Genomic DNA, 21204 nt, shown 5'->3' with positions numbered 1-21204 from the left:
TCCATCCACCAGGAGGGCACACCATGTTCGTCATCACTGTCGGGCGGCTCGGAACGAGTGAGCGGAAGACGGGGACCCTGGCATCGCGCGAGGTCAGCATCGGCCGGGCGGCGGAGAACGACCTGGTGCTCGAGGACGAGCTCGTCTCGCGCGTGCACTGCCGGCTGGTGGCCGTCGAGGGCGGAGCCGTGGTGATGGACGAGGGCTCGAGCAACGGCACCTGGCTCAATGGCGAGCCCCTCACCCATCCCACGTTCCTCGCCTTCCACGATGAGCTCGTCGTGGGCCACTGCGTGCTGCGGGTGCAGTCGCTCGTGGGCCGCTGCACCACCGGGCGGACGCACCTGCACGCGGAGCCACTCCCGCCGGCCCGGCCCGCGCACCGCGAGCCCTTCCTCGACTGGGCCCACCTCCAGCGGCTGCCGGTGCCGCTGCCCCGCTTCGTCACTCGATGCCGAGCGCCTTCATCCGCGCCTTGAGGGTGTTGAGCGCGACGCGCAGCTCCACCGAGGCCCGCGTCTTGTTGCCCTCGTGCTTCTCCAGGGCACGCCGGATGTCCTCGCCCGTCAGGTCGCTCGGGCGCTTGCGCACGGACGCGAGCCCTTCCTTCGAGGGCCGCGTCACCTGCTGCACGGACTCGGAGACGGGGCCGCCGAAGCCCAGCTCCCGTTGCCGCAGGTAGGTCCGCACCGACTCCAGCGTGACGAGCGTGCGGTGGCGCGCGAGTCCCTCCAGCTCCTGCTGTGCCGCCTCGCGGGCCACCACCGTGCGCACCGTCGACTCCAGCTCGCGAATCTGTCCCGGCCAGCTCGCCTTCTGCAGGAAGGCGATGGCCTCGCGGGTGAGCTCGGCGTCGTACTGCTGCTCCACCCTCAGCTGGTGCAGGAAGCTCTCCACCAGGTGGGGGATGTCCTCGTGCCGCTCCTCGAGCGTGGGCAGGATGATGAAGTCCCCCGTGGCGAGCCGCTGCGTGAGATCCTGCCGCAGCGCCGTCTGCCGCAGGGGCACCTTGGAGGCGGAGATGAGCCGGAAGCGCGGCGGGGGCTCGCGGAAGTCCGCGGGGGCGCCCAGCGGCGCGAGTCCGCCCGTGCCCTCCAGCACGTCCACCAGGAAGTCCTGCGCCACGCTGGAGAGGAACTCCACCTCGTCCAGGAAGAGCGTGCCCCCGTTGGCGCTGTAGAGCTTGCCCACCCGCGCGAGCGACGCCCCGGTGAACGCGCCCTTCACGTGTCCGAGCAGCTCACTGGTGAGCGCGTTGATGTCCTGGGGCAGCCGTCCGCAGTTGAGGATGACGAAGTTGCCCTCCACGCCGCTGCGGCGGTGGATCTCCCGCGCGATGAACGTCTTGCCCGTGCCCGACTTCCCCAACAGGAACACCGGCAGGTGGTGGCGGGCACAGCGCTCGATGGAGCGCTCCAACTCCATCGTGGCGGAGGAGACCTGTTTCCCCGGGCGCGGGCCGGCCTCCACGCCCGGCGGCACCTCCGCCAGCAGGGTGATGCGGCTCTTGCCGTTGCCCAGCAGCACCACGTCCCCGGCCTCCAGCACCTGGTCGCGAGAGGGGCCCACCCGCTGGAAGTGCAGGCGGGCGTCCACCACGCTCTGCTCCTCCTGGCGCCCGAGGAAACTCCCGTTCTTCGAGTTGAGCTCCCGGTACACCCAGCGCTGATCCTCGCGGAAGGACAGCCGCCCGTGCTGCCGCGACACCGCGTCATTGGGGAAGACGACGGTGGACTCGGGGGCCCGCCCGAAGACGTACGAACGGTCCGGGTACAGCGGCACCGTCAGGTCTTCAATGCCCTCGCGCTGCACGAGCAGGGCCCGGGGCTCCCGGTAGGGCACCTCCCAGCCCCGGGGCTGCTCCGCGCTGGCCTCCCGGGGCTCGCGCTGCAACCGCTCGTTGCGGGTGTCGCCGGCGGACGCCTCGTCCTCCCGGCGCGTCGACGGGAGCGCCTGCCAGGTCCTGCTGCGCGAGGGCCCGCCCGGGGTGGGGGGTGACTCACCATCTCCGGTCGTCATCGGCCCTCCCGCCTGCTGCGCCACTGTCACGATTGATAGCAGTTTTGACAGGCACCTGTCGGCGACTCGGGGTATAGGGGGCCCCGCCGGGCCCGGAAAGGTCCGGATGTACGGGGTAGTCCGTAAAGCCTAGTAGTTGGCACGCATCGTGCTTGGAGTTTCGGAGGCAGCCGGAGAGCTGGACCGGCCTTCCCCCACCCTCCACCCAGAGGAGCACGCGTGTTCAACATCACTGTCGGGCTCATCGGAGAGAGCAGCATGAAGACGGGCACCCTGGCTTCGCGAGAGATCGCCATCGGGAGGGATCCGACGAACGATCTCGTGCTCGATAACGGGAGCGTCTCGCGCACCCACTGCAGACTGGTCGCCATCGAGGGAGCCGCCATCGTGTTGGACGAAGGCTCGAAGAACGGAACGTGGCTCAATGGGAGGCCAGTGGCCCACCCCAGCGTGCTGAAGTTCGAGGACGAGTTGGTCATTGGCCCGTACGTCCTGCGGGTGCAATCCCTGGTGGGCCGCGGGCTGTCCGCCGCGCCCCAGGAGCTGGGGGTCCGTCCATACCCAGGGCCCACGCAGGAGCCCGGAGAATCCCGGGAGAACACGGTGGTGTCCCGGGGTCTGTCCACGCTCGAGGAGCGGCGGCAGGCGCTGCGCTGGCTGATGTTGGAGCAGGGTCCCAACCCCCGTTTCGACGAGGTGCTGCGCGCGGCCCTGAAGGACTCGGACCTGGAAGTCCGCATGACGGCGGTGCTGGCGGCAGCGAAGTTGCGGGCCCGTGACCTTCTGCCCGCCCTCCAGTCCTCGGACCTGCCCACCCTGCTGCAGGAGGTGGACGAGCCGCGCGAGCGCCGTTTCCTCGAGGCCCTCTGGCAGGGGGTCATCCGATACCTCCAGGAGCGCCGTCACCCAGGGGACAGTGTGCCGGGGAGGGATCCGCTCAAGCCGCTGTGGAAGCTGCTGAGGGGCGAGCTGGAGGTGACGGACCCGGCGTCCATGCTGCTGTACTCGCTCACCACGGCCCTCACCATGGGCAAGATGCCCCGGCAGCTGCCGCGGGGCGTGGTGCAGCAGGACGGCCGCTTCTTCCTGGAGCGCTCCGGGCTGCCCCTGCGGTGGATCGCCCCCGTGGAGCACCTGCTGGGCGCCAACCCCGTGCGCCGCGTCACCTCCCCCGGCTTCTTCGTGGCCCAGGTGCCTGTGGACAGGCGTCTGGCCAAGTGGGTGGGTAACCCACAACCCACCCGTGTCGAGCTTGACCACGAGCAGGTGTGGCTCGGCTCCTTCAAGGAGGCCGAGCGCCTGTGCGAGGAGTTCTCGAAGATCGAGAATGCGCACATCCGCCTCCCAAGTGCGGACGAGTGGGAGATGTCGGCACGCGGAACGGACGGGCGGCGTTACCCGTGGGGCAACCTTCCCCAGGAGGACTGGGAGGAGTGCGCCTCGCCGTGGGGCGTGGAGTACCTGGTGGGAGACGTGCCGGAGTGGACGCTGGAGCACGAGACGGGCACGCAACTGCTGCGCGGGGGAGTGGAAGCGCGTACGTGGGTGCGGCACCCCGTCTACGAGGGCGAGGAGGAGTTCGCCGCGGCGCTGCGCCCCGTCATCCCCGGCGTCTGAGGGGTTACAGCTCGCGTCCTCCGGGACACAAGCCGCGTTCGCGGGCCCGCTGCTGTGCATCCGGGCCCGCGGTGAGCCACTCGCGCACCGCGGCCACCCGCTCGCGCAGCGCGGAGCTGGACGCCGCGTGCTCCAACCGCGCCACGTCATGATTCGTCAGCGCCCAGCTCAGCGGGGCCGTCTCGCCGAGCTCGAAGATGGCGGTGGTGAAGAAGCACGGCTCGCTCGCGTTGAGCTCGTCCTGCACCAGGCTCAGCAGCTCATCGTTGCGGAAGGACATGCTGGACTCGCGCGCCCGCAGCACCGCCTCCAGCGGTGACGTCAGCCCGCCCAGCAGCCCGTCCGCCGGAGCCACCTGCAGCTTCGTGCGCCGGCCGTTGCCGAGATGATCCCGAATCTGGATGAGCACCACGCCCGAGGTGCACTCGCGCACCCACTGGCGATGGGCGTGCAGCCACTGCACCGCCAGGTCCACGCCGTAGTTGTCGTAGTAGCCCGCGTCCACCACGCGCACGCGCGGCGAGGTGGGCAGCGAGCTGGCCGGGCTGACATAGGGGAACGACGCGCTCATGCGCGCCGCGGCCGCCACCGGGAAGGCCCGCTGCTTGAGGGGGAAGAGCTGGAAGAGCTGCACCCCGGAGAGGGACAGGCGGGACAGCGCCTTCTCCTGGGGCCCGTCGCCGTTGCGCTCCACCACCAGCGAGCTCGCCTCCGAGGACGTCAGCGCCGACAGGTCCAGGTTGCTCACCAGCAGCCGCCGTCCGTCCTCCACCAGCATCGGCGAGTACACCAGCGAGGGCAGCCAGCCCTCCGCCTCGCCCTGGCGCAGGTCCCCGAAGGTGCGCCCCAGCAGGCCGTCCGTGTGCCGCACCCAGGCGTTCTCCAGCGCCCGGCCGCGGCCCTCGCCGAAGGGCAGCATCAGCGCGATGGCCGCCGACGACAGGCTGTCCTTCTGCATCATCATGGGCAGCGCGTCCGGAGCCGCCATGCCCTGGGGGTAGAGCCCCGTCACCCAGGTGCCCGCCCCCACCATGCCGCCCGAGGCCCCGGTGACGAGGCGCACGTAGCGGTGGAAGCCCGGCACCCCGTCCGGGCCCTGAAGCCTGGAGAGCACGTGCGCCGTCCACGCCGCGGCGCGGATGCCGCCGCCACTCGTCGACACCAGGGCCAGCCGAGGCCTCGGCCCCGGCTCGCAGCGAGGCACCGCCTGCCCCGAGGCGGGTTGCACCTCGCCCTGCGTGGGCCACGCCGCGCCGGGAGGGGGCTCGGCCCGCATGCGCGCGAGCCACGCGTCCAGCACGGCCTCGTCCCCCAGCAGCCCCGCGTCACGGGGAGGCGCGAGGCTCGTTCCCGCGTACGCGGGCGGCTGGGACAGGGCCAGCTCGTCGTAATAGGAGATGTCCGCGCAGCCCCGCCCGGTGAACACCACCAGGACGCCCGAGACGAGGAGCGCGCCCATGTGCCGCTCGGGGAAGAAGAAGCGGATGGCGCCGTAGAGGGCGCCGACCAGGCCGATCGCCACGCAGATGACCACGGCCGGTGACACCCACCCGTGGTTGCCCGTGAAGGCCACGTGCGCGGCCACCAGCAGGTAGCCCAGCAGGAAGATGGCGAGCAGCCCGCCCTGCAGCACGTGCAGCACCACGATGAGCGTCGAGCGCCTGCGGAAGAACGTCGCTTCTATCCACCGCAGCCACCCGTGGCGCTGCCGGTCCGACTCACACCAGCGCTGCAACCACTCGGCGCCGCGCGTGAGCAGCAGCGTGACGCACAGCGCGGACAGGATGCCGAAGAGGAAGGCGAATTGCCGGTCGATGAGGCTCGGGATGCTGAGCACCACCAGCCAGGCGGGATAGGTCCCGGTGCGGAAGAAGTACCAACGGACGGAGGGCGGCACCCCACCCGGCTTGCCCCGCCGGGGCGCCAGGGCCCACTTCTCGTCCGCGTCCAGCAGGTAGCCCACGAAGCACAACTGCCCCAACAACATCGCCGCCATGAAGCCCGCGACGAACGTCACCCGGGGCACGTCATGCAGGAAGAGGCGCGGCAACCCGAGCGACTCGAACCCACCCCAGACGATGCAGACGGGCAGCAACTGGAGCACCACCAGCAGCGGGTAGCGGCCCAGCCACTCCACCACGGGACGCAGGGGCTGTGCCGTCTCGCCCCGCCACCAGGACCGGACCCGTTCCAACGCCATGGACACAAGCCTGCACCAGAATGGCCCCCGCATGAAACGCTGGGGGCTTCCGACTGTTCACCGCCCGGCCGGTCCCTCGGGGAGCCAGAGCAGCTCCAACCCGAGCTCCACCGCCCCGAAGGGCTCGGCGCGTACCCGCTCGTTGCCCGTGTGCGTCGCCACGAGCAGCCAGCCCCTGGCCTCGCGGCGGAGCACCTCCAGGGTGCGCGCGAGCGGATCCACCAGCCACACGTGACCCACGCCTTCGCGGTGGTAGAGCGGCAGCTTGCGCGCGCGATCCATGGCCCCGGTGGACGGAGAGAGCACTTCGCACAGCCAGTCCGGTGCCACCGTCATGAAGGGCTCGTTGGGAGCAGGCGGCTTCGGCAAGCGCTCACGGCGCCAGCCCGCCAGGTCCGGCACCAGCACGTTCCGGCCAAAGTGGATCTCTGGTTCATCGAAGATCCACCACCCACCGGGCCCGCCCTGCCCCAGGTCGAACGGGCCGCCCAGCACCGTCCCCAGCACTGAGGAGACCCGCGCATGGCCCATCGCGGGCCTCGGCGAGGCCACCAGCTCCTCCTCAATGATCTCCCCCACCCACCCCACCGGCAGCGCCTCAATGTCCTCATAGGTCGCTGGCTTCTTCCCCTTCCCCATCTCCACTCCTCCCGCTCCGGGCAACGCCGCCCCACTCGACTTCAGCGGTATCATCGCAACCGATGACCGCTCGGGTCAAGTCAGGCCCCCATCCCGGCACGGCTCGGAGGCAGGAGGGCTCAGAAGCAGCGCGTGGCGCCCTGCGCATCGGGGCGGGGCCGCCGGGCGAGCGAGAGGCCCTTCCGGACGAAGACGTTGTAGTGCCAGACCCAGCCCTCGGTGCTGGGATCCGAGGGTTGGCTGCAGAGGAACTCGTACTCCTCGGCGAAGCTCGGGGCCTCGAAGATGGCCCGGTCCTGCTGGTAGGCCGCGCGCAGGGGCAGAGGCCGGCCGTCCTCGCCCCGCAGCCGCTCGTCGAGGATCCAGGGCAGCTCGCCATTGAGACGCAGCACCACGAACGAGGGCTTGTCGCCGAGCACCACCCGGGCGATCTCCCGCGAGCCCGCGTTGTCCGGGAAGAAGAGGTGGCCCTGGTAGGTCCCCTTGCTGGCGTGGATGACGCGGGCGATGCGCGCATCCGTCAGGCCGCCCGTGTCGATGACGCGCAGCCCGGTGCCATAGGCCACGGCGCCCACGTCGAGCATCGCCACCGAGGCACCCGGCCCGCCCACGGACGAGAGCCATGCGCCGAGCGGCTCGCGCGCCAGGACCGAGGCCCCGGTGTCGACGCGCACCTGCATGAACACCTCCTGGGCCTGAACCACCGCGGGAGGAATCAGGGCCGCGGCCACGAGCAACACGAGCCCCGCCCGGGCCGGAGTCCGAGCGCCCTCGCGCATCCGCTCGCCGAGCAATCTCCAGAGCAGCACGAGGGCGGTGGCGGTCGCGACGGCGGCGATGGGCACCAGCGGGACGAGGAAGCGGAAGTGGGGAATCCAGTCCCCGCCCACGGAGGCGATGTACGCGGCCCACACGGTGAACAGGAGGGCGAGCATCCGGAAGCGCGAGTCCCCCTTGAACGCGAGCACCCACAAGCCGAGCAACGCGAGGTACCCGGAGTGCTCCACGCCGTAGCCGGCGAGGTAGTCCAGGCCGGAGGCGAGGCGGCCCGTGGAGTCGAGCGGCACCTTGGCCAGCAACGTGTTGGGGGTGAGCGAGCCGAACCAGGCGGCCTTGTAGGCGGAGACGGGCACGACGAGCACCAGGGTGGGCAGGGCGAGGGCCACCCAGCGGCGCCAGCGATCGGGCTCGCGGCGCCAGCGCCACAGCGCGCTCACGCCGATGAACGCGAGCGGCAGAGCGCCCTCGGGACGGAAGAGGATGGCCAGGGCGAGCGCCAGACCGGCCAGCCCCTCATCGCGAGCCGAGCGGGCCCGCACATGGAAGAACAGTCCGAGCGCGACGAAGGCGGCGAAGGGAGCGGTCTCGAGTCCATTGACGCACGCCACCGCGACGCCCGTGTGCAGCGCCACCAGGAGCCCCGCGAGCACCCCGGCCGCCCGCGAACCACTCAGCTCCCGGGCGAGGGCCATGCTGACGCCCACCAGCACGAGCCCGCACACGACACCGAGCACCTTCACCGTCAGGAGCGGCTCCAGGCCCAGGCGCAGGAAGGCCGCCTCGAGCACCACCATGGCGGGGCTGGTGAAACCCTCCACGCGCTCGCCCACGTTGAAGACGGGGCCGTGGCCCGCCGCGAGGTTCTCCGCGTAGCGCAACAGGATGAAGGCATCGTCCACGCGCATCGGGAAGAAGAGCAGCGTGTGGAGGACGAGCAGGAGCCCGAGAGCGGCGAAGGCGAGGGCATTGGCCCGGGTGTCGCGTGACATGGAGGGCCGGACGATACCAGCCCGCTGGCGAAGGGAAGTGTAAGGTGCGGCCCCGAGCCCATGCCCCTCACCCAGCAGGCCAGAATCCGTCTCGCGGTGGTGGCAGCCATCGTCGTGCTGCCGCTGCTCTACTTCCACCGGGCGAGCCTCACCGACGAGGTCTTCATCGCGCGAGACATCCTCCGGGTGTACTACCCGCTCAAGCAGTACTGGGCCGAGCGCGTCTCGCAGTTCCAGTTCCCGGGCTGGTACCCCTACGACGGCATGGGGCAGCCCTACACGGGCATGCTCATCTCCGGAGCGTTCCACCCGGCCAACCTGCTCTACCTGCTGCTGCCGCTGGGTTCGGCGCTCAAGCTCATCACCCTGCTGTCCTACGTGGCGGCCCTGGGAGGCACGTACCTGTTCGCCCGGCTGTGGGGCATGAGCCGGGGCGCCGCGCTGCTCTCGGGGCTCACCTACGCGCTGAGCGGCTACATGGTGGGCATCAGCAACAACCTGCTCTACCTCATGGCGGCCGCCACGTTCCCCTGGGCCCTCTGGGGCGCCGAGCGCTTCCTGCGCCAGCCCTCCGCGAGCCGTGCCACCGCCACCGCGCTCCCCTTGTGCCTGGTGCTCCTCGCGGGCGACCCGCAGAGCTTCGCGCTGTGCAACGGCATGCTGCTGGGGCTCGTGCTGCTGCGCCCGAGCCGCGCGGACGTGCTGCGCATGGCGCCCCGGGCCGGAGTGCTCATCGTGCTCGGCGCGCTGCTGTCCGCGGTGCAGATCCTCCCGGTGCTCGGCATCCTGAAGGACGCCCAGCCCACGGCGGGCACGTTCGCCCAGGCCACCCTCTTCTCGTTCCATCCCCTGCGGCTGCTCGAGCTGGCCTTCGGGCCGCTCTTCATCGATCCGGAGCTGGCCCGGGCCGCCTCCTCTCCCCTGGCGAATGAGCTGTTCCAGTCGGGCATGGGCACCTTCTGGGTGCCCTCGGTGCACCTGGGGCTTCCGGCGCTGCTGCTGCTCGCGGGCGCGCTGTGGACGTGGCGGCGCCACCCGCTGACGTGGAAGGTGACCGGGCTCGCGCTGCTCGTCCTGGCGCTGTCGTTGGCGCTGCACCTGCCGCTCTATGGCTGGTTCTACCGGTGGGTGCCCTTCTGGAGCTCCTTCCGCTACCCGGAGAAGCTGCTCCCTTACTTCCTGTTCGCGTGCGCGCTGGGCGCCGGAGCCGGACTGGAGAGCGTCCTCCGGGAGCCCGCCCTGGCGCGGCGGCTCGCCCTCGTCGGCTTCGGGCTCGCGGGGGTATGCGGCCTGCTCGCGCTGGGCGAGTGGCAGTGGCACGTCTTCTCGGAAGGCGTGGTGGGCGCGCTCTGGAAGAACGGCGACGCGCGCACCCTGCGCATCCTCCATGACAACTTCCTCCAGGCATCCCTGGTGGCGGTGGGCTCGCTCGGCTTGATGGGCCTGATGCTGCTCCAGGAGCACCGGCTCACGCTGCGCACGGGAGCCCTGCTCACGCTCCAGTTCGTCGTCCTCTACCTGGCCAACGAGGGCACGTACCAGGTGACCTACACGGACCTGCTGGAGCAGCCCTCGGGACTGGTGGACGTCGTCCTGCAGCGGGAGAAGGACGCGGGCACGGTCCGGCCCCGGGTCTTCAGCGCGGTGAACAATCCGCTGCCGAGCCGGCTCCCTCCCGGACTCAGTCTCCTTGATGTCACCGCGCTCGGCCTCGTGTCGACGCTCGCGCCGAACACGACCGCGCTCTGGAAGCTGGAGAGCGGCAACAGCTACCTGCCCGCGCACTCCCGGCGGCTCGGAGGGTTGATCACCACGTTCGACTCGTTCTCCACCTGGATGGGACGCCTCTTCGGCCTCTACAACGTGCGCTACATCTCCCTGGAGGCGAAGGACTTCGCGAGCATGCGCGGCAACCCGGACGTCGTCGTCGCCGAGGATCCCCGGATGGAGGCGCTGCTCATCGGCAATCCCCGCGTGCTGCCGCGCGCCTACCTGGCCACGCCCGTGTGCGTGACGGACGAGAGCGCCGCGCGCACGCAGCTCGGCTCACGCGCCTTCCAGCCCGGCCAGCAGGCGCTCCTCGAGTGCACGCCGGAAACACCACGGCCCACCGAGTCAGCACCCGGTACCGGGGGGCTCGGACAGGTGCGCTTCCTCCAGTACGCGCCGGAGTCCGTGGAGCTCGAGGTGGACGCGCGCGCACCGGCGGCGCTGGTGCTCAACGACGCCTGGTACAGCGGGTGGAGCGCGACGCTGGACGGACAACCCACGCCCATCCTTCCGGCCAATGTGCTGGTGCGCGGGGTGCTCGTCCCGGCGGGCGTCCACCGGGTCACCTTCACGTACCACACGCCCGGCCAGCGGCTCGGGGCCCTCATCTCCCTGGGGACGCTGGGCCTGCTCGGGCTCGCCGTGCTCCTCGAGCGCCGCGGGGCCCCGAGGCGAGCCACCCCACCGGCGTAGGCCCGCCGCGCCCCGGCAATGTTCCGCACGTGACCCTGGCTCCGGAATGCGCTGTCCGGGCCGGACGGGGTTCCCTACCGTCGAGCGCCGATCATGCGCTCCGACCTCCTCCGACGTTCGGCCCTCGTGACCAGTGCGCTGCTGCTCGGCGGCTGCTTCCACCTCACCGCGGGAGACAAGACGCGGGAGGAGTTCAAGCCGCCCCGCCGCATCGACCCGGCCGCCATCGCGGTGCCCGAGGGCTACCGCATCGAGCCCATCGCCACCGGCCTCACCTACCCCACGTCGGTCACCTTCGACGACCAGGGCACGCCCTACGTCATCGAGGCGGGCTACTCCTACGGCGAGGACTTCACCGAGCCGCGCCTGTTGCGCATCAACCCGGACGGCGGCCACACGGTGGTGGCCACGGGCGAGCACCCGCCGTGGACGGGCGTGGCCTTCCACCAGGGCGCCTTCTACGTCGCCGAGGGCGGCACCGAGGGCGGTGGCCGCATCGTCCGCATCACCCCGGACGGAAAGCTCACGCCCATCGTCTCCAACCTGCCCAGCCTGGGAGATCACCACACCAACGGGCCGGCGGCCGGTCCGGACGGGGCCATCTACTTCTCCGTGGGCACCGCGACGAACGCGGGCGTGGTGGGGCCGGACAGCGCGAACGCGGAGAGCATCAACTGGATGTCGCGCGACGCCGGGTTCCACGACATCCCCTGCCGCGACATCATCCTGCGCGGCATCAACTTCACCAGCGACGACCCGCGCACGCCCGACCCGAGTGACAAGGCCACCACGGGCGCCTTCGTCCCCTTCGGCACGGCCACGAAGCCGGACCAGGTCATCCGCGGCCAGGTGCCCTGCTCCGGCGCCGTCTTCCGGCTCGCGCCCGGTGCCACCTCGCCGGAGCTGGTGGCGTGGGGCTTCCGCAATCCGTACGGCCTCGCCTTCTCTCCGGAGGGCCAGCTCTACGTGACGGAGAACGGCCACGACGAGCGCGGCAGCCGCCCCGTCTTCGGCGCCGGGGACTACCTCTGGGCGGTGGAGCCCGGACGCTGGTACGGCTTCCCGGACTTCGTGGGAGGCCGCCCCATCAACCAGGAGTGGTTCAAGCCGTCCGGCCAGGAGCACCCGCCCCAGTTCCTCCTCGCCGAGCACCCCGCCCCACCGCCGCAACCGGTGGCCTTCTTCGGCGTGCACTCGTCCTCGAACGGGGTGGACTTCTCGCGGGGAGGCGCCTTTGGCCACCGGGGGCTGGCCTTCGTCGCGCAGTTCGGCGACCAGGCGCCCGACACGGGCAAGGTGATGTCGCCGGTGGGCTACAAGGTGGTGCGGGTGGACGTCGGCAATGGCGTCATCCAGGACTTCGCGGCCAACAAGGACAAGGGCAATGGCGGCCCGGGCTCGCACCTGGGCACCGGGGGGCTCGAGCGCCCCATCGCCGTGCGCTTCAACCCGGACAACGGCGCGCTCTACGTCGTCGACTTCGGGGTGATGACGGTGCTCGGCAAGGACATCAAGCCCTACCGGGAGACGGGTGTGCTCTGGCGCATCACCCCCACGGCGAAGAAGGAGGGCCCATGAAGGCCACCGGTTGTCTGCTCGCACTCACCACCCTGGCGGCCCTGGCCTCCGGCGGATGCGGCCCCGCGCGCCGGGGAGTGCCCTTCGGTCCCCCCCTTCAGCTCACCGAGCGGCAGAAGCAGGGACAGGTGCTCTTCATGCGCGAGTGCAACGGCTGCCACCCGGGTGGAGCGGGCGGCCTGGGCCCGGGCATCGCCAACAAGCCGCTGCCGGGCTTCGCCATGCGCACGCAGATTCGCAAGGGCGTGGGCGCCATGCCCGCCTTCACCGAGCAGATGCTCGGCGACGCGGAGGTGGACGCCATCGTCGACTACCTCAACGCGCTCCAGGAGACGCCGGGCCCCTTGTGAGAGGCAGGAGGGGCAGCAGCTCTCCCAGCCGCTCGATGCGGGCATCGCCGTCCAGGCCGAGTCCCACGAAGCGCACGCCCGCGGCCCCGGCGGCGCCCCGGTCGAAGCGCGAGTCGCCCACCATCACCGCCGACCCGGCGGGCAGGCCCAGCCGGCCGAGCGCGTACAGCACCAGGTCCGGCGCCGGCTTCGCCTGGGCCACGAGGTCCGCGCACGCCAGCACCTCGAAGAAGTCGAGCAGGCGCGCGGCGCCGAGCAACGTCCGGGCGAGCGGGGACACCGTGTTGGTCACCACCGCCCGGCGCAGGCCCCGCGCGGCCAGGGACTCCAGCAGCGTGCGCGCGTCCGGGTTGACCCAGACGCCGCCGGCATGGGCGGGCAGGTGCTCCACGTAGAAGGCATCCAGCTCGGCGGGGGTACAGCGCAGACCGAAGACGCGCACGTCCTCGGCCGTGCCCTGCCCGAAGGTGGGCGCGAACTCCTCGCGCGTCACCGGACTGCCCCGGAAGCGCCGTCCCGCGTCCTCCAGCACCCGCAGCCAGGCCTCCTCGCTGCGGATGAGGACACCATCCATGTCGAACAAGACGGCGCTGGGAACCATCTCAGGCCCGCGGCTCCTGCTCCTTCTTGCGCTTCTCGATCTCCCGGCGCACCTCGTCCATGTCCAGCTCGCGCACCTTGGTGAGCAGCTCCTCCAGGGCGGCGGCGGGCAGGGCTCCGGCCTGCTCGAAGAGCAGGATGCCGTCGCGGAAGATCATCAACGTGGGGATGGAGCGGATTTGAAACATGCCGGAGAGCTCCGGCTGCGCGTCCGTGTCGATCTTCCCGAAGGTGACGTCCTGGTGCTTCTCGGAGGCCTTCTCGTAGACGGGAGCGAAGGCGCGGCAGGGACCGCACCACGCCGCCCACCAGTCGAGCATGACGATGCCCTGCTTGGACACCGTGGCCTCGAAGTTCTCCTTGCCAATCTCCAACGTGGCCATGGTGGCCTCCTAGCGGACGTCCAGCAGTTCCACTTCGAAAACGAGGGTCGAGTTGGGCGGGATGACGGGCGGGAAGCCGCGGGCGCCGTAGCCCATGTCGGGGGGGATGGTGAGCTTGCGCACGCCGCCGACCTTCATGCCGGCCACGCCCTTGTCCCAGCCCTGGATGACCTGGCCCGCGCCGAGCCGGAAGGTGAAGCCCTGGTTGCGATCCCGGCTGCTGTCGAACTTCGAGCCATTGGTGAGGGTCCCCACGTAGTGGACCGTCACCGTCTTGCCCGGAGTCGCCTCGGCGCCCGTGCCCACCTTCACATCATCCACCTGCAAGCTCATGCACTTGTCTCCCGTGAAAGCCCCCACCTTAACGCGGGGGTGGCACGTTCGCTGCTCTCTCGGAAGGAAAAACGGCGCGGTGCCCATTCGTGGAGGCACCGCGCCGCTGGACTGTCATGCCGCCATCACACGCTCGGCTCAGAAGGTGCCGCCGAGGTTGAGGGTGCCCTGGTAGCTACCGGTGGTGAAGCGGTCGGTCACGGCCGGGGCGAAGTCCTCGTTGAGGAGGATGTTGTAGTTGACGCGGGCATCGGCGGTGAAGTCACCGATGTGGGTCCGGAGACCCACTCCCACCGGGACGCGCGAGCTGGTGTCATCCGTGAAGCCGAGCGCCTGGCCGTTGCGGATGTTGTACCAGTTCATGCCGAAGCCACCGAGCACGTAGGGCTGCACGGGAGCGGCGGTGAGGCCGAGGGTGACGTTGGCCACGGCGCCGTTGCGCACGATGTCCGGGCCGCTGCCGCCCACGTCGGCATCCAGGTTGTTCACGGAGCCGCTGTAGCCGAGCTCCAGGCCGAACACCTTGCTGGGCCGCAGGCCGGCCATCACGCCCACGGTGGGGCCGGGGTTGATCTCCGGGGCGAGGCCACCGGTGTAGCCCTCGACGCCGGCGCCGACGAGCACGGACAGGCCGCGCATGTCGGCCTTCTGCTGGCCCTCGTCCTTCTCCTTCATGTCGTAGCCGGAGCCGCCGAAGGCATCGTTGTTGATGTCGTCGACCTGGCCGACCTGGACATCGTAGTCACGCTGCAGCGAGGACTGCTCGTTGCCCTGCGGGGTGGTGCCGCTGCCGCCGGTGGCCTGGCCCTGCTGCACCGGGGTGCAGAAGAGGGTCATGCCGTTCTGGCCCTGCATGGGGATGGTGCTGCTCTTGGGCTGCACGTTCTGCTGGTTGGCTTGGCCCGAGCCGCCGTAGGCGTCCTGGCCCTCGAGTCCGGCGCCGCCCACGCCCTCGTCCTGCACCCCGGTGTCGGGCACGGGAGCGACGTCCTCCTGGTCGAGGATGAGGGTGTCATCCTGGCCCGCGCCGCCGATGTTGTCCGGGGACGTCTGTCCCTGGTCCTTGTTGATGTCGGTGTCGCTCACGTCCTGGGCCATGGCAGCGTTGCCGTAGAAAAGCGCCGTCACGAGCCCAGCCAGAATCTTCAGTTTCATCCGGAACCTCCGTCCGTCGGGTGGCTGACGGGAACTTCATTACCGGGAAGATTCGCGGCAAGGCTTGAATCCGGACGCGGCGTGCGCCGGGACCTCGACCGGGAAGCATCCAGCCGGGCGAGGTGGGGATGGCGGGGACGCGGAGCGTGAACAGATTAGGGGGTGGCGCTGCTACCCCTTCGTCCAGTCGCTGCTGGTGACGACGGGCAGTTGCAGCGCGCGCTCGCGGTCCAGGTCCAGGTTGCCGATGTGCAGCGACAGCGGCGCCTGCACCCACTTGTAGATGGACTGGAGGAAGAGCCGGATGAACTTCTCCACGTAGCCGCGCAGCCGCGCGCTCTCCACCTCGGGGAACATGGCCTCCAGCGCGGGCTGCATCTCCGAGGGCACCAGCTTCTCTCCCGCGAAGAGGTAGAAGCAGGCATCGAGGATGGGGAAGGGCATCAGCTCCTCCTCGCCCACCTGGTTGTGCGCCAGCTCCGGCCCGGCCGGCCTGGCCAGCACCTTGCGGATGCCCTCGGAGCCCGTCTGCTCCAGCAGGTAGTCCAGCAGGTACATGACGACCGTCTTCGGCACGTTGGCGATGACGGCCAGCGCGCCCATCAGGTCTCCACCCGTGGTGGTGTAGCCCACCGCGCGCTCGCTCATGTTGCCCGTCTGCAGGAAGAGGCCGCCGCTGGAGTTGGACCAGTTCCACATGCGCTGGGCACGCAGGCGCGCCTGGATGTTCTGCTCGGTGATGGGCGTCACCTCTCCACCCGCGAGCATGGTGCGCGCGATGTTCAGCTCGCGCTCGAAGGCCTCCTCGATGGGGACCACCAGGAAGGGCACCCCCAGCTCCCGGGCGATCGTCTCCGCGGCCTCGCGGGTGGCGTCGCTGGAGTAGCGGCTGGGCATGTAGAAGGCGCGCAGCAGGCTGCCGGGATTGTCCGGCCGCACGCGCTTGGCGTAGCGGTGGGCGATGAGCAGGGTGAGCAGCGAGTCACGCCCACCCGAGAGCGCGATGCCGATGACCTTGAAGGCGCGCGTCTTCTCGAAGTAGTCGCCGATGCCCAGGGAGAGCGCGTCGAGGATGTCCTCGCACAGGACCTCGCGGGGCGAGCGGCGCGTGTCGGGGCCCGGGAGGAAGAAGCTGCGGTGCGCGGGCACCGGGTAGCGCAGCTTCTCGCGCCGGCTGGTGAAGGCCGCGGTGCAGTCGATGGTGGGCACCAGCTTGCCGCCCTCGCGCAGCCACGCCTCCCGGTCGCTGCGCCAGGTGGTGTTCTCCGCGCGCAGGCGCAACGTGCGGTCCAGGTCCACCACGGCCGCGGCGAAGCCCTCCTGGAAGCGCGGCTCCTCCAGCACGGGCTTGCCGTTCTGGTTGATGCAGCCACCGCCGTCGAAGATGATGCCGTCGTTGCTGCCCAGCGCGTTGGAGTAGGCGACGGTGCACTGGTGGTCCGCCGCGCGGGTGGCGAGCATCTCGCGCCGGGTGTCCCCCTGGCCCACGCGGAAGGGCGAGGCGGACAGGTTCACCACCAGCTCGGCGCCCGAGTAGGTGCGCCGGCGCATGGGGGCCTCGGGGCTCCAGATGTCCTCGCAGACCTCGGGGGCCACCAGTCCGAAGTCGAAGCGGAAGAGGAAGTCACCGAAGGGGACGCCGCGGAACTCCTCGCGCATGCCCGGGTAGCCGCGGGAGAACGTCCGCCCCTCGTAGAAGATGTTGTAGGTGGGCAGCTTCTCCTTGGGCACCAGGCCGAGAATCTTCCCGCCCGCCACGAGCGCGGCGCAGTTGTAGCGCAGGCCCTGGTGGTTGACGGCGACGCCCACGAGGAACACGGTGGACAGCGCCCCCGTCTCGCGGGCGAAGCGCTCGAGCTGCGGCCACTGGTTGTCGACGAAGCCCTGCCACTGGACCAGGTCCTCGGGCGGGTAGCCGCCCACGAGCTGCTCCTGGAAGACGCCCACGGTGACGTCCTCGGCGGCCATCCGGCGCGCCAGGTCGAGCGCCTTGTCCACGTTGCGCCCGAAGGCCCCCACGGTGGTGTTGACGCTGGCGAGCCCCATCTTCACGAGCCGCATGGAACGTGCTCCTCCCTCTCGAGTTGGTGGAGCGCTAGCAGACGCTCCCGAGGGGCGGCATGCAAGGACTCAGTTCAGCGGTCCCACCGGCTTCACCGGGCTGAGGCGCGCGATGAGCTCGCCCACGTCGTCCAGCACGGACTTCAACCGGGTGCGCACGTCCAGCTCGCACAGCAGCTCCTGGCGCCGCTCCGGCTCCGGGACGACGGCGGCGGCCACCACATCCGCCAGGGCGCCCCCGTGCGAGCGCGCCACCACCGGCAGCAGGTTCTCCGCGAACGAGGCCGGCACCCGCCCGGCCAGCTCGAAGACGGCCTGGCGCAGCCTCTCCTCCTCGGGCCCCTGGTAGTCGCCGTCCGGCAGCAGTTGCACCCGCACCTGCCGGTAGAGCTGCTCACCGGCCGGCAGCTCCTCGAGCAGGCGGGCGCGGCTGACGCCCTGCAGGAGGATGTTGTAGCGCCCGTCCTGCAGCTCCTCGTGCCAGATGATGAGTCCGGCACACATCATGGGCTGCATGGGAGGCCGCTCGCCGTACTGGCCCTCCCAGCCGGGCTGCAGCTGGGCGAGCGCCATCACCTTGTCCCCGGCGAGCGCGTCGCGCACCAGGGCGCGGTAGCGCGGCTCGAAGATGTGGAGGGGCAGGGCCGCGTGCGGAAAGAGGACCGCCGAGGGGAGGGGGAAGACCTTCACCGCGTGGGTGGTCAGGGCGATGCGTTCGAGGGCCGTGGTCATGGCATGGACACCGTTCTCCCCCCCTATAGCGCCCGGGAGAACGCGGCGCATCCCCACCTGACAGGCAGGCGTCAGCCCTGGGACGGAAGGCTGGTAAAGTCCCCCCATTCCGCTAGGGTGCGCGGCCGCGATGTCCGATTCGACCCCCGTGGCCGCCGCCCCCGAGAAGCTCTCCTGGTACCGCCGTCTCTACCTGCGCGTGGAGGCGCTGTCCTCCACGAAGCACGCCGTGGCCGCCATGCTGCTGGTGTCCGTGGTGGACGGCTCGGTGTTCCCCATTCCGCCCTTCGCGCTGCTGGTACCCATGGTGCTCGCCCAGCCCCAGAAGTGGCTGCGCTACGCGCTGCTGGGGACGGTGGCCAGCCTCTTCGGCGGCTTCATCGGGTACTACCTGGGACACCTGGTCCACGAGGGCGCCGCCAGCTTCCTGAACATCGACCTGAACATGCGCATCACGCGCTTCGGCATCGACGCGACGCTGGGCGAGCTGCTGGGGCAGAACTTCTGGGCGCTCGCGCTGCTGTGCTCGGTGCTGCCCACCCCCTTCAAGGTGGTGGCCATCGGCAGCGGCATGGTGGGCGTGCCGCTGGACCGCTTCTTCCTGGCGGCGGTGCTGGGCCGCTCGGTGCGCTTCTTCCTGGTGTCCGGCGTGATGCGGTACTTCGGGCCCACCGCCCGCAAGTGGCTGCGCGTCTGAGTCAGGCCGCCGGCGAGGTGGTGGCCAGCGCCTCGTCGATGGTGGCCAGCAGCTCGTCGGGCCGCACCGGCTTCTCCAATATCCGGTTGCGCACCGAGCGCACGAAGTCGCGCGTGGCCTGGGTGTAGGCCCCGCCGGAGATGAAGACGAGCCGCTCGGCCAGCTCCGGCACGTGCGCGCGCAGGTGCGAGTAGACGTCCATGCCCGTGGTCCCCGGCATCTGCAAATCACACAGCACCAGGTCGAAGCGCTGACCCTCGTTCACCCACGCGAGGGCCTCGGCGCCGCGCGTGGTGACGAACACGTCGTGCGAGGGCTCGATGAGCATGCGCATGGACTGGGCCAGGCGCGGCTCGTCGTCGATGATGAGGATGCGCCGGCGCGGCGGGAGCACGGGCGCGGGCGTGGGCGCCGCGGGCAGGGGCGTCTTCGCGGGCCGGCTCTCGGCGGAGGGCAGCAGGACGGTGAAGCGCGAGCCCTTGCCCTCCTCGCTGCTCACGCGCAGCTCGCCGCCGTGGGCCTGGACGATCTGCTGACAGATGGCGAGTCCCAATCCGGTCCCCTCCCCGCAGGGCTTGGTGGTGAAGAACGGGTCGAAGATGCGCGCCAGCACGGGCGCGGGCATGCCACAGCCGGTGTCGGACACCTCCACCAGGGCGCGGCCCGAGTCGTCGCGGCCGGTGCGCACGCGCACCTCGTGGTGCTCCGGGTCTCCCTCGGGGATGGCCTGCAGCGCGTTGACGAGCAGGTTGAGCATCACCTGTCCGAGCCGCGCCTCGCTGCCCAGCACCTTGGGAGGCTGGCCGAAGTCCTCCACCAGCCGGGCCCGGGGCCGCACCGCATGGGCCGCCATGCGCAGCGCCGGCACCACCACCTCGTTGACGTCCAGCATCGCCCGCTCCTCCCCCTGCTGCCGGCTGAACACCTTCAAATCGCGCACGATGACGCGGATGCGCTCGGCGCCCTCGCGGGCACTCTCCAGGCTGGCCCGCGCCTCGGCGAGCCCCTCGGGCCCCCGGGCCAGACTCTGTGCCACTCCCTCCAGGTTCAGCATCAGGTAGGCGAGTGGATTGTTGATCTCATGACCCACGCCCGCGGCCAGGGTGCCCACGGCGGCGATGCGCTCGGCGGACACCAGCTTCGCCTGGAGCTGCTTCTGCGTCGTCATGTCGCGGTAGGTGGCCACGAAGTAGAGCACCTGGCCGTCCGCGTTGCGCACCGGGGACAGCTGCACCTCGCTGTACACCCGCGAGCCGTCCTTGTGCGCCAGCACCACCTCGCCGCGGAAGAAGTCGCGCTCGCGCAGGGCCTCCTCCAGCCGCTGGTGCACCTCCGGCTCCACACCGGTTCCACACAGCTCCCGGGGCGAGCGGCCCGCCAGCTCCTGGTGGGAGCAGCCCACCATGGCGCGGAAGGACTCGTTGGCGTACACCAGCTGGAGTTCCTCGCCCGGGCGCAGCTCGCAGATGAGCACGCCCTCCTGCACGCTGCGCACGGCGGTGGCCAGCAGCTCCATCTGGGCCCTGGCGCTCTTGCGCTCGGCCCGGGACGCGGCCAGCAGCAGCCCGGTGAAGGCGATGACGGCCAGGAAGAGCTGCAGCTCCAGCAGGTCCACCGTCCGCCCGTCCTCGCGCGAGATGAACGCGCCATGGCCGGTGACGGTGCCCCAGATGGACGCCGCCGCGATGAAGAGCGTGGAGAGCGCCGCCCCCTGCGAGCCGAAGCGCAGCGCCGCCCACACCCCCAGGGGAAAGAGGAGGAACACCTGGGCGTAGGCCAGCGGGGAGCCGCCGCGGCCGCCACTGAAGGACCACAGGGCCGCCACCAGGGTGAGCCCCGCGAGCACCAGCGCCTCGCGGCGGCGCGGCTCCGGGCGCGGCCGGGAGAGCAGCAGCAGCACCGGCGCCACCACCAGGGCGCCCATGGCGTTGCCCAGCCACCACACCCACGCGGTGAGGAGGAAGCCCCCCCAGGCGACCCCGCCCGTCAACACCAGGCTCAGCGCCCCCACCAGGGCACTGGCCAGCGAGCACGTGGCGGACGTGGCGGTGAGCGCCAGCACGTCCTGCGTCCGCGCGAGCGAGGGAGAGAAACCCAGGCGCCTGAGCAACAGCACCCCCAGCACCGCTTCCAGGGTGTTGCCCACGCCCATGGCCAGCGTCGAGGCGGAAGGCCCCCCGGAGCCGAACCACAGGATGGCGACGCACGCGCCCACGAAGATGGCCGGCCAGCGGGACACGCCCAGGAGGAGCAGGCCCGCGAGCGCCACGCCGGTGGCGGGCCACACCGGGCTCGCGGCCCCAGCGATGGTGGCCTGCGTCAGCCCCAGCCAGCAGGCGGCGAGGTACACGACTCCCAGCGCGAGCATCTCCGCGATACCCCGCATGCCGGACGGCGATGAGCGGTCGAGGCGCTGTGGATGCGACTGGATGGCGATGCCCCCCGTACACGCGCTGGCCCGCCAGCGGTGTTGACGCGTCATGCTACCCCGCCGGGCACGTGGGGGAAAACGGTCCCCCTGCTCGTCTCCTTGCCTACCCGACAAATGAGCGGGCGGAGTTCACCGCCTGTCATTGGGGGTGCAAGCAGGGGGGTGCAAGCAGTGGGG

The 21204-nt window shown here is 70.8% G+C and carries 17 protein-coding genes; 6 read left to right on the top strand and 11 right to left on the bottom strand.

Annotated elements, in window-relative coordinates:
• Positions 1–23 precede the first annotated feature (23 nt).
• On the top strand, positions 24–479 hold the full coding sequence (locus VFZ09_RS03340) for an FHA domain-containing protein (protein WP_329725992.1): 456 nt from the start codon (positions 24–26) through the stop codon (positions 477–479).
• On the opposite strand, the gene VFZ09_RS03335 is transcribed toward VFZ09_RS03340, so the two are convergent.
• Positions 445–2019: a sigma-54-dependent Fis family transcriptional regulator gene (locus tag VFZ09_RS03335; protein ID WP_329725991.1), complete on the bottom strand. Its 1575-nt coding sequence runs from the start codon at positions 2017–2019 to the stop codon at positions 445–447. The genes VFZ09_RS03340 and VFZ09_RS03335 overlap by 35 nt on opposite strands.
• 219 nt (positions 2020–2238) lie before the next feature.
• Between VFZ09_RS03335 and VFZ09_RS03330 the strand changes: the two genes are divergently transcribed.
• Positions 2239–3636, top strand: a complete 1398-nt coding sequence (locus VFZ09_RS03330; protein WP_329725990.1) for an FHA domain-containing protein — start codon at positions 2239–2241, stop codon at positions 3634–3636.
• A gap of 4 nt (positions 3637–3640) precedes the next feature.
• Here VFZ09_RS03330 and VFZ09_RS03325 read toward each other — a convergent pair whose 3' ends face one another.
• The 3 genes from VFZ09_RS03325 to VFZ09_RS03315 all read right to left on the bottom strand — a co-directional run bounded on the left by VFZ09_RS03325 (position 3641) and on the right by VFZ09_RS03315 (position 8244).
• Positions 3641–5836: a hypothetical protein gene (locus VFZ09_RS03325; protein WP_329725989.1), complete on the bottom strand. Its 2196-nt coding sequence runs from the start codon at positions 5834–5836 to the stop codon at positions 3641–3643.
• Between the two features lie 57 nt (positions 5837–5893).
• Positions 5894–6475, bottom strand: a complete 582-nt coding sequence (locus VFZ09_RS03320; RefSeq protein ID WP_329725988.1) for a Uma2 family endonuclease — start codon at positions 6473–6475, stop codon at positions 5894–5896.
• Positions 6476–6594: 119 nt separating this feature from the next.
• Positions 6595–8244 carry a glycosyltransferase family 39 protein gene (locus tag VFZ09_RS03315; protein WP_329725987.1) on the bottom strand — a complete coding sequence of 550 codons (1650 nt, stop codon included), beginning with the start codon at positions 8242–8244 and terminating at the stop codon, positions 6595–6597.
• A 60-nt stretch (positions 8245–8304) separates the two neighbouring features.
• On the opposite strand from VFZ09_RS03315, the gene VFZ09_RS03310 reads away from it, so the two are divergent.
• From VFZ09_RS03310 to VFZ09_RS03300, 3 genes are all read left to right on the top strand, one after another.
• Complete coding sequence (locus tag VFZ09_RS03310) at positions 8305–10707, top strand: YfhO family protein (protein WP_329725986.1); 2403 nt, start codon at positions 8305–8307, stop codon at positions 10705–10707.
• 93 nt (positions 10708–10800) lie between these two features.
• Complete coding sequence (locus VFZ09_RS03305; protein WP_329725985.1) at positions 10801–12285, top strand: PQQ-dependent sugar dehydrogenase; 1485 nt, start codon at positions 10801–10803, stop codon at positions 12283–12285.
• Positions 12282–12635, top strand: a complete 354-nt coding sequence (locus tag VFZ09_RS03300; RefSeq protein ID WP_329725984.1) for a cytochrome c — start codon at positions 12282–12284, stop codon at positions 12633–12635. The genes VFZ09_RS03305 and VFZ09_RS03300 overlap by 4 nt, the downstream gene beginning before the upstream one ends.
• Here the strand turns inward: VFZ09_RS03300 and VFZ09_RS03295 are convergent.
• The 6 genes from VFZ09_RS03295 to VFZ09_RS03270 all read right to left on the bottom strand — a co-directional run bounded on the left by VFZ09_RS03295 (position 12601) and on the right by VFZ09_RS03270 (position 17899).
• A complete protein-coding gene (locus VFZ09_RS03295; RefSeq protein ID WP_329725983.1) occupies positions 12601–13236 on the bottom strand; it encodes an HAD-IA family hydrolase in 636 nt (211 codons plus the stop codon). The genes VFZ09_RS03300 and VFZ09_RS03295 overlap by 35 nt on opposite strands.
• Before the next feature lies 1 nt (position 13237).
• A complete protein-coding gene (gene trxA / locus VFZ09_RS03290; protein WP_329725982.1) occupies positions 13238–13618 on the bottom strand; it encodes a thioredoxin in 381 nt (126 codons plus the stop codon).
• 9 nt (positions 13619–13627) lie between these two features.
• Complete coding sequence (locus VFZ09_RS03285) at positions 13628–13951, bottom strand: FKBP-type peptidyl-prolyl cis-trans isomerase (RefSeq protein WP_329725981.1); 324 nt, start codon at positions 13949–13951, stop codon at positions 13628–13630.
• A gap of 138 nt (positions 13952–14089) precedes the next feature.
• The gene (locus VFZ09_RS03280) at positions 14090–15106 is read right to left on the bottom strand and encodes a hypothetical protein (RefSeq protein ID WP_329725980.1); all 1017 of its coding nucleotides are present in this window, start codon (positions 15104–15106) and stop codon (positions 14090–14092) included.
• A gap of 171 nt (positions 15107–15277) precedes the next feature.
• The gene (gene nadE, locus VFZ09_RS03275; RefSeq protein WP_329725979.1) at positions 15278–17167 is read right to left on the bottom strand and encodes an NAD(+) synthase; all 1890 of its coding nucleotides are present in this window, start codon (positions 17165–17167) and stop codon (positions 15278–15280) included.
• 69 nt (positions 17168–17236) lie between these two features.
• On the bottom strand, positions 17237–17899 hold the full coding sequence (locus VFZ09_RS03270) for an LON peptidase substrate-binding domain-containing protein (RefSeq protein ID WP_329725978.1): 663 nt from the start codon (positions 17897–17899) through the stop codon (positions 17237–17239).
• Between the two features lie 130 nt (positions 17900–18029).
• Here VFZ09_RS03270 and VFZ09_RS03265 point away from each other — a divergent pair, with 130 nt between their 5' ends.
• Complete coding sequence (locus tag VFZ09_RS03265; RefSeq protein ID WP_329725977.1) at positions 18030–18596, top strand: YqaA family protein; 567 nt, start codon at positions 18030–18032, stop codon at positions 18594–18596.
• A gap of 1 nt (position 18597) precedes the next feature.
• Here the strand turns inward: VFZ09_RS03265 and VFZ09_RS03260 are convergent, their stop codons facing one another.
• Positions 18598–21078 carry an MASE1 domain-containing protein gene (locus VFZ09_RS03260; protein ID WP_329725976.1) on the bottom strand — a complete coding sequence of 827 codons (2481 nt, stop codon included), beginning with the start codon at positions 21076–21078 and terminating at the stop codon, positions 18598–18600.
• Positions 21079–21204 lie beyond the last annotated feature (126 nt).

Source organism: Archangium sp. (assembly GCF_036277355.1).
GTDB lineage: Bacteria > Myxococcota > Myxococcia > Myxococcales > Myxococcaceae > Archangium.
The sequence above is the reverse complement of the archived record's forward strand: the minus strand, read 5'-3'. Positions and strand labels throughout refer to the sequence as shown.

Excerpts from the sequence above, each read along its gene's own strand:
- nadE (WP_329725979.1), bottom strand. The coding sequence starts at position 17,167 with ATGCGGCTCGTGAAGATGGGGCTCGCCAGCGTCAACACCACCGTGGGG.
- VFZ09_RS03270 (WP_329725978.1), bottom strand. The coding sequence starts at position 17,899 with ATGACCACGGCCCTCGAACGCATCGCCCTGACCACCCACGCGGTGAAG.
- VFZ09_RS03300 (WP_329725984.1), top strand. The coding sequence starts at position 12,282 with ATGAAGGCCACCGGTTGTCTGCTCGCACTCACCACCCTGGCGGCCCTG.
- VFZ09_RS03340 (WP_329725992.1), top strand. The coding sequence starts at position 24 with ATGTTCGTCATCACTGTCGGGCGGCTCGGAACGAGTGAGCGGAAGACG.
- VFZ09_RS03265 (WP_329725977.1), top strand. The coding sequence starts at position 18,030 with ATGTCCGATTCGACCCCCGTGGCCGCCGCCCCCGAGAAGCTCTCCTGG.
- VFZ09_RS03325 (WP_329725989.1), bottom strand. The coding sequence starts at position 5,836 with ATGGCGTTGGAACGGGTCCGGTCCTGGTGGCGGGGCGAGACGGCACAG.
- VFZ09_RS03280 (WP_329725980.1), bottom strand. The coding sequence starts at position 15,106 with ATGAAACTGAAGATTCTGGCTGGGCTCGTGACGGCGCTTTTCTACGGC.
- VFZ09_RS03260 (WP_329725976.1), bottom strand. The coding sequence starts at position 21,078 with ATGACGCGTCAACACCGCTGGCGGGCCAGCGCGTGTACGGGGGGCATC.
- VFZ09_RS03335 (WP_329725991.1), bottom strand. The coding sequence starts at position 2,019 with ATGACGACCGGAGATGGTGAGTCACCCCCCACCCCGGGCGGGCCCTCG.
- VFZ09_RS03315 (WP_329725987.1), bottom strand. The coding sequence starts at position 8,244 with ATGTCACGCGACACCCGGGCCAATGCCCTCGCCTTCGCCGCTCTCGGG.
- VFZ09_RS03285 (WP_329725981.1), bottom strand. The coding sequence starts at position 13,951 with ATGAGCTTGCAGGTGGATGATGTGAAGGTGGGCACGGGCGCCGAGGCG.
- VFZ09_RS03305 (WP_329725985.1), top strand. The coding sequence starts at position 10,801 with ATGCGCTCCGACCTCCTCCGACGTTCGGCCCTCGTGACCAGTGCGCTG.
- VFZ09_RS03310 (WP_329725986.1), top strand. The coding sequence starts at position 8,305 with ATGCCCCTCACCCAGCAGGCCAGAATCCGTCTCGCGGTGGTGGCAGCC.
- VFZ09_RS03295 (WP_329725983.1), bottom strand. The coding sequence starts at position 13,236 with ATGGTTCCCAGCGCCGTCTTGTTCGACATGGATGGTGTCCTCATCCGC.
- trxA (WP_329725982.1), bottom strand. The coding sequence starts at position 13,618 with ATGGCCACGTTGGAGATTGGCAAGGAGAACTTCGAGGCCACGGTGTCC.
- VFZ09_RS03320 (WP_329725988.1), bottom strand. The coding sequence starts at position 6,475 with ATGGGGAAGGGGAAGAAGCCAGCGACCTATGAGGACATTGAGGCGCTG.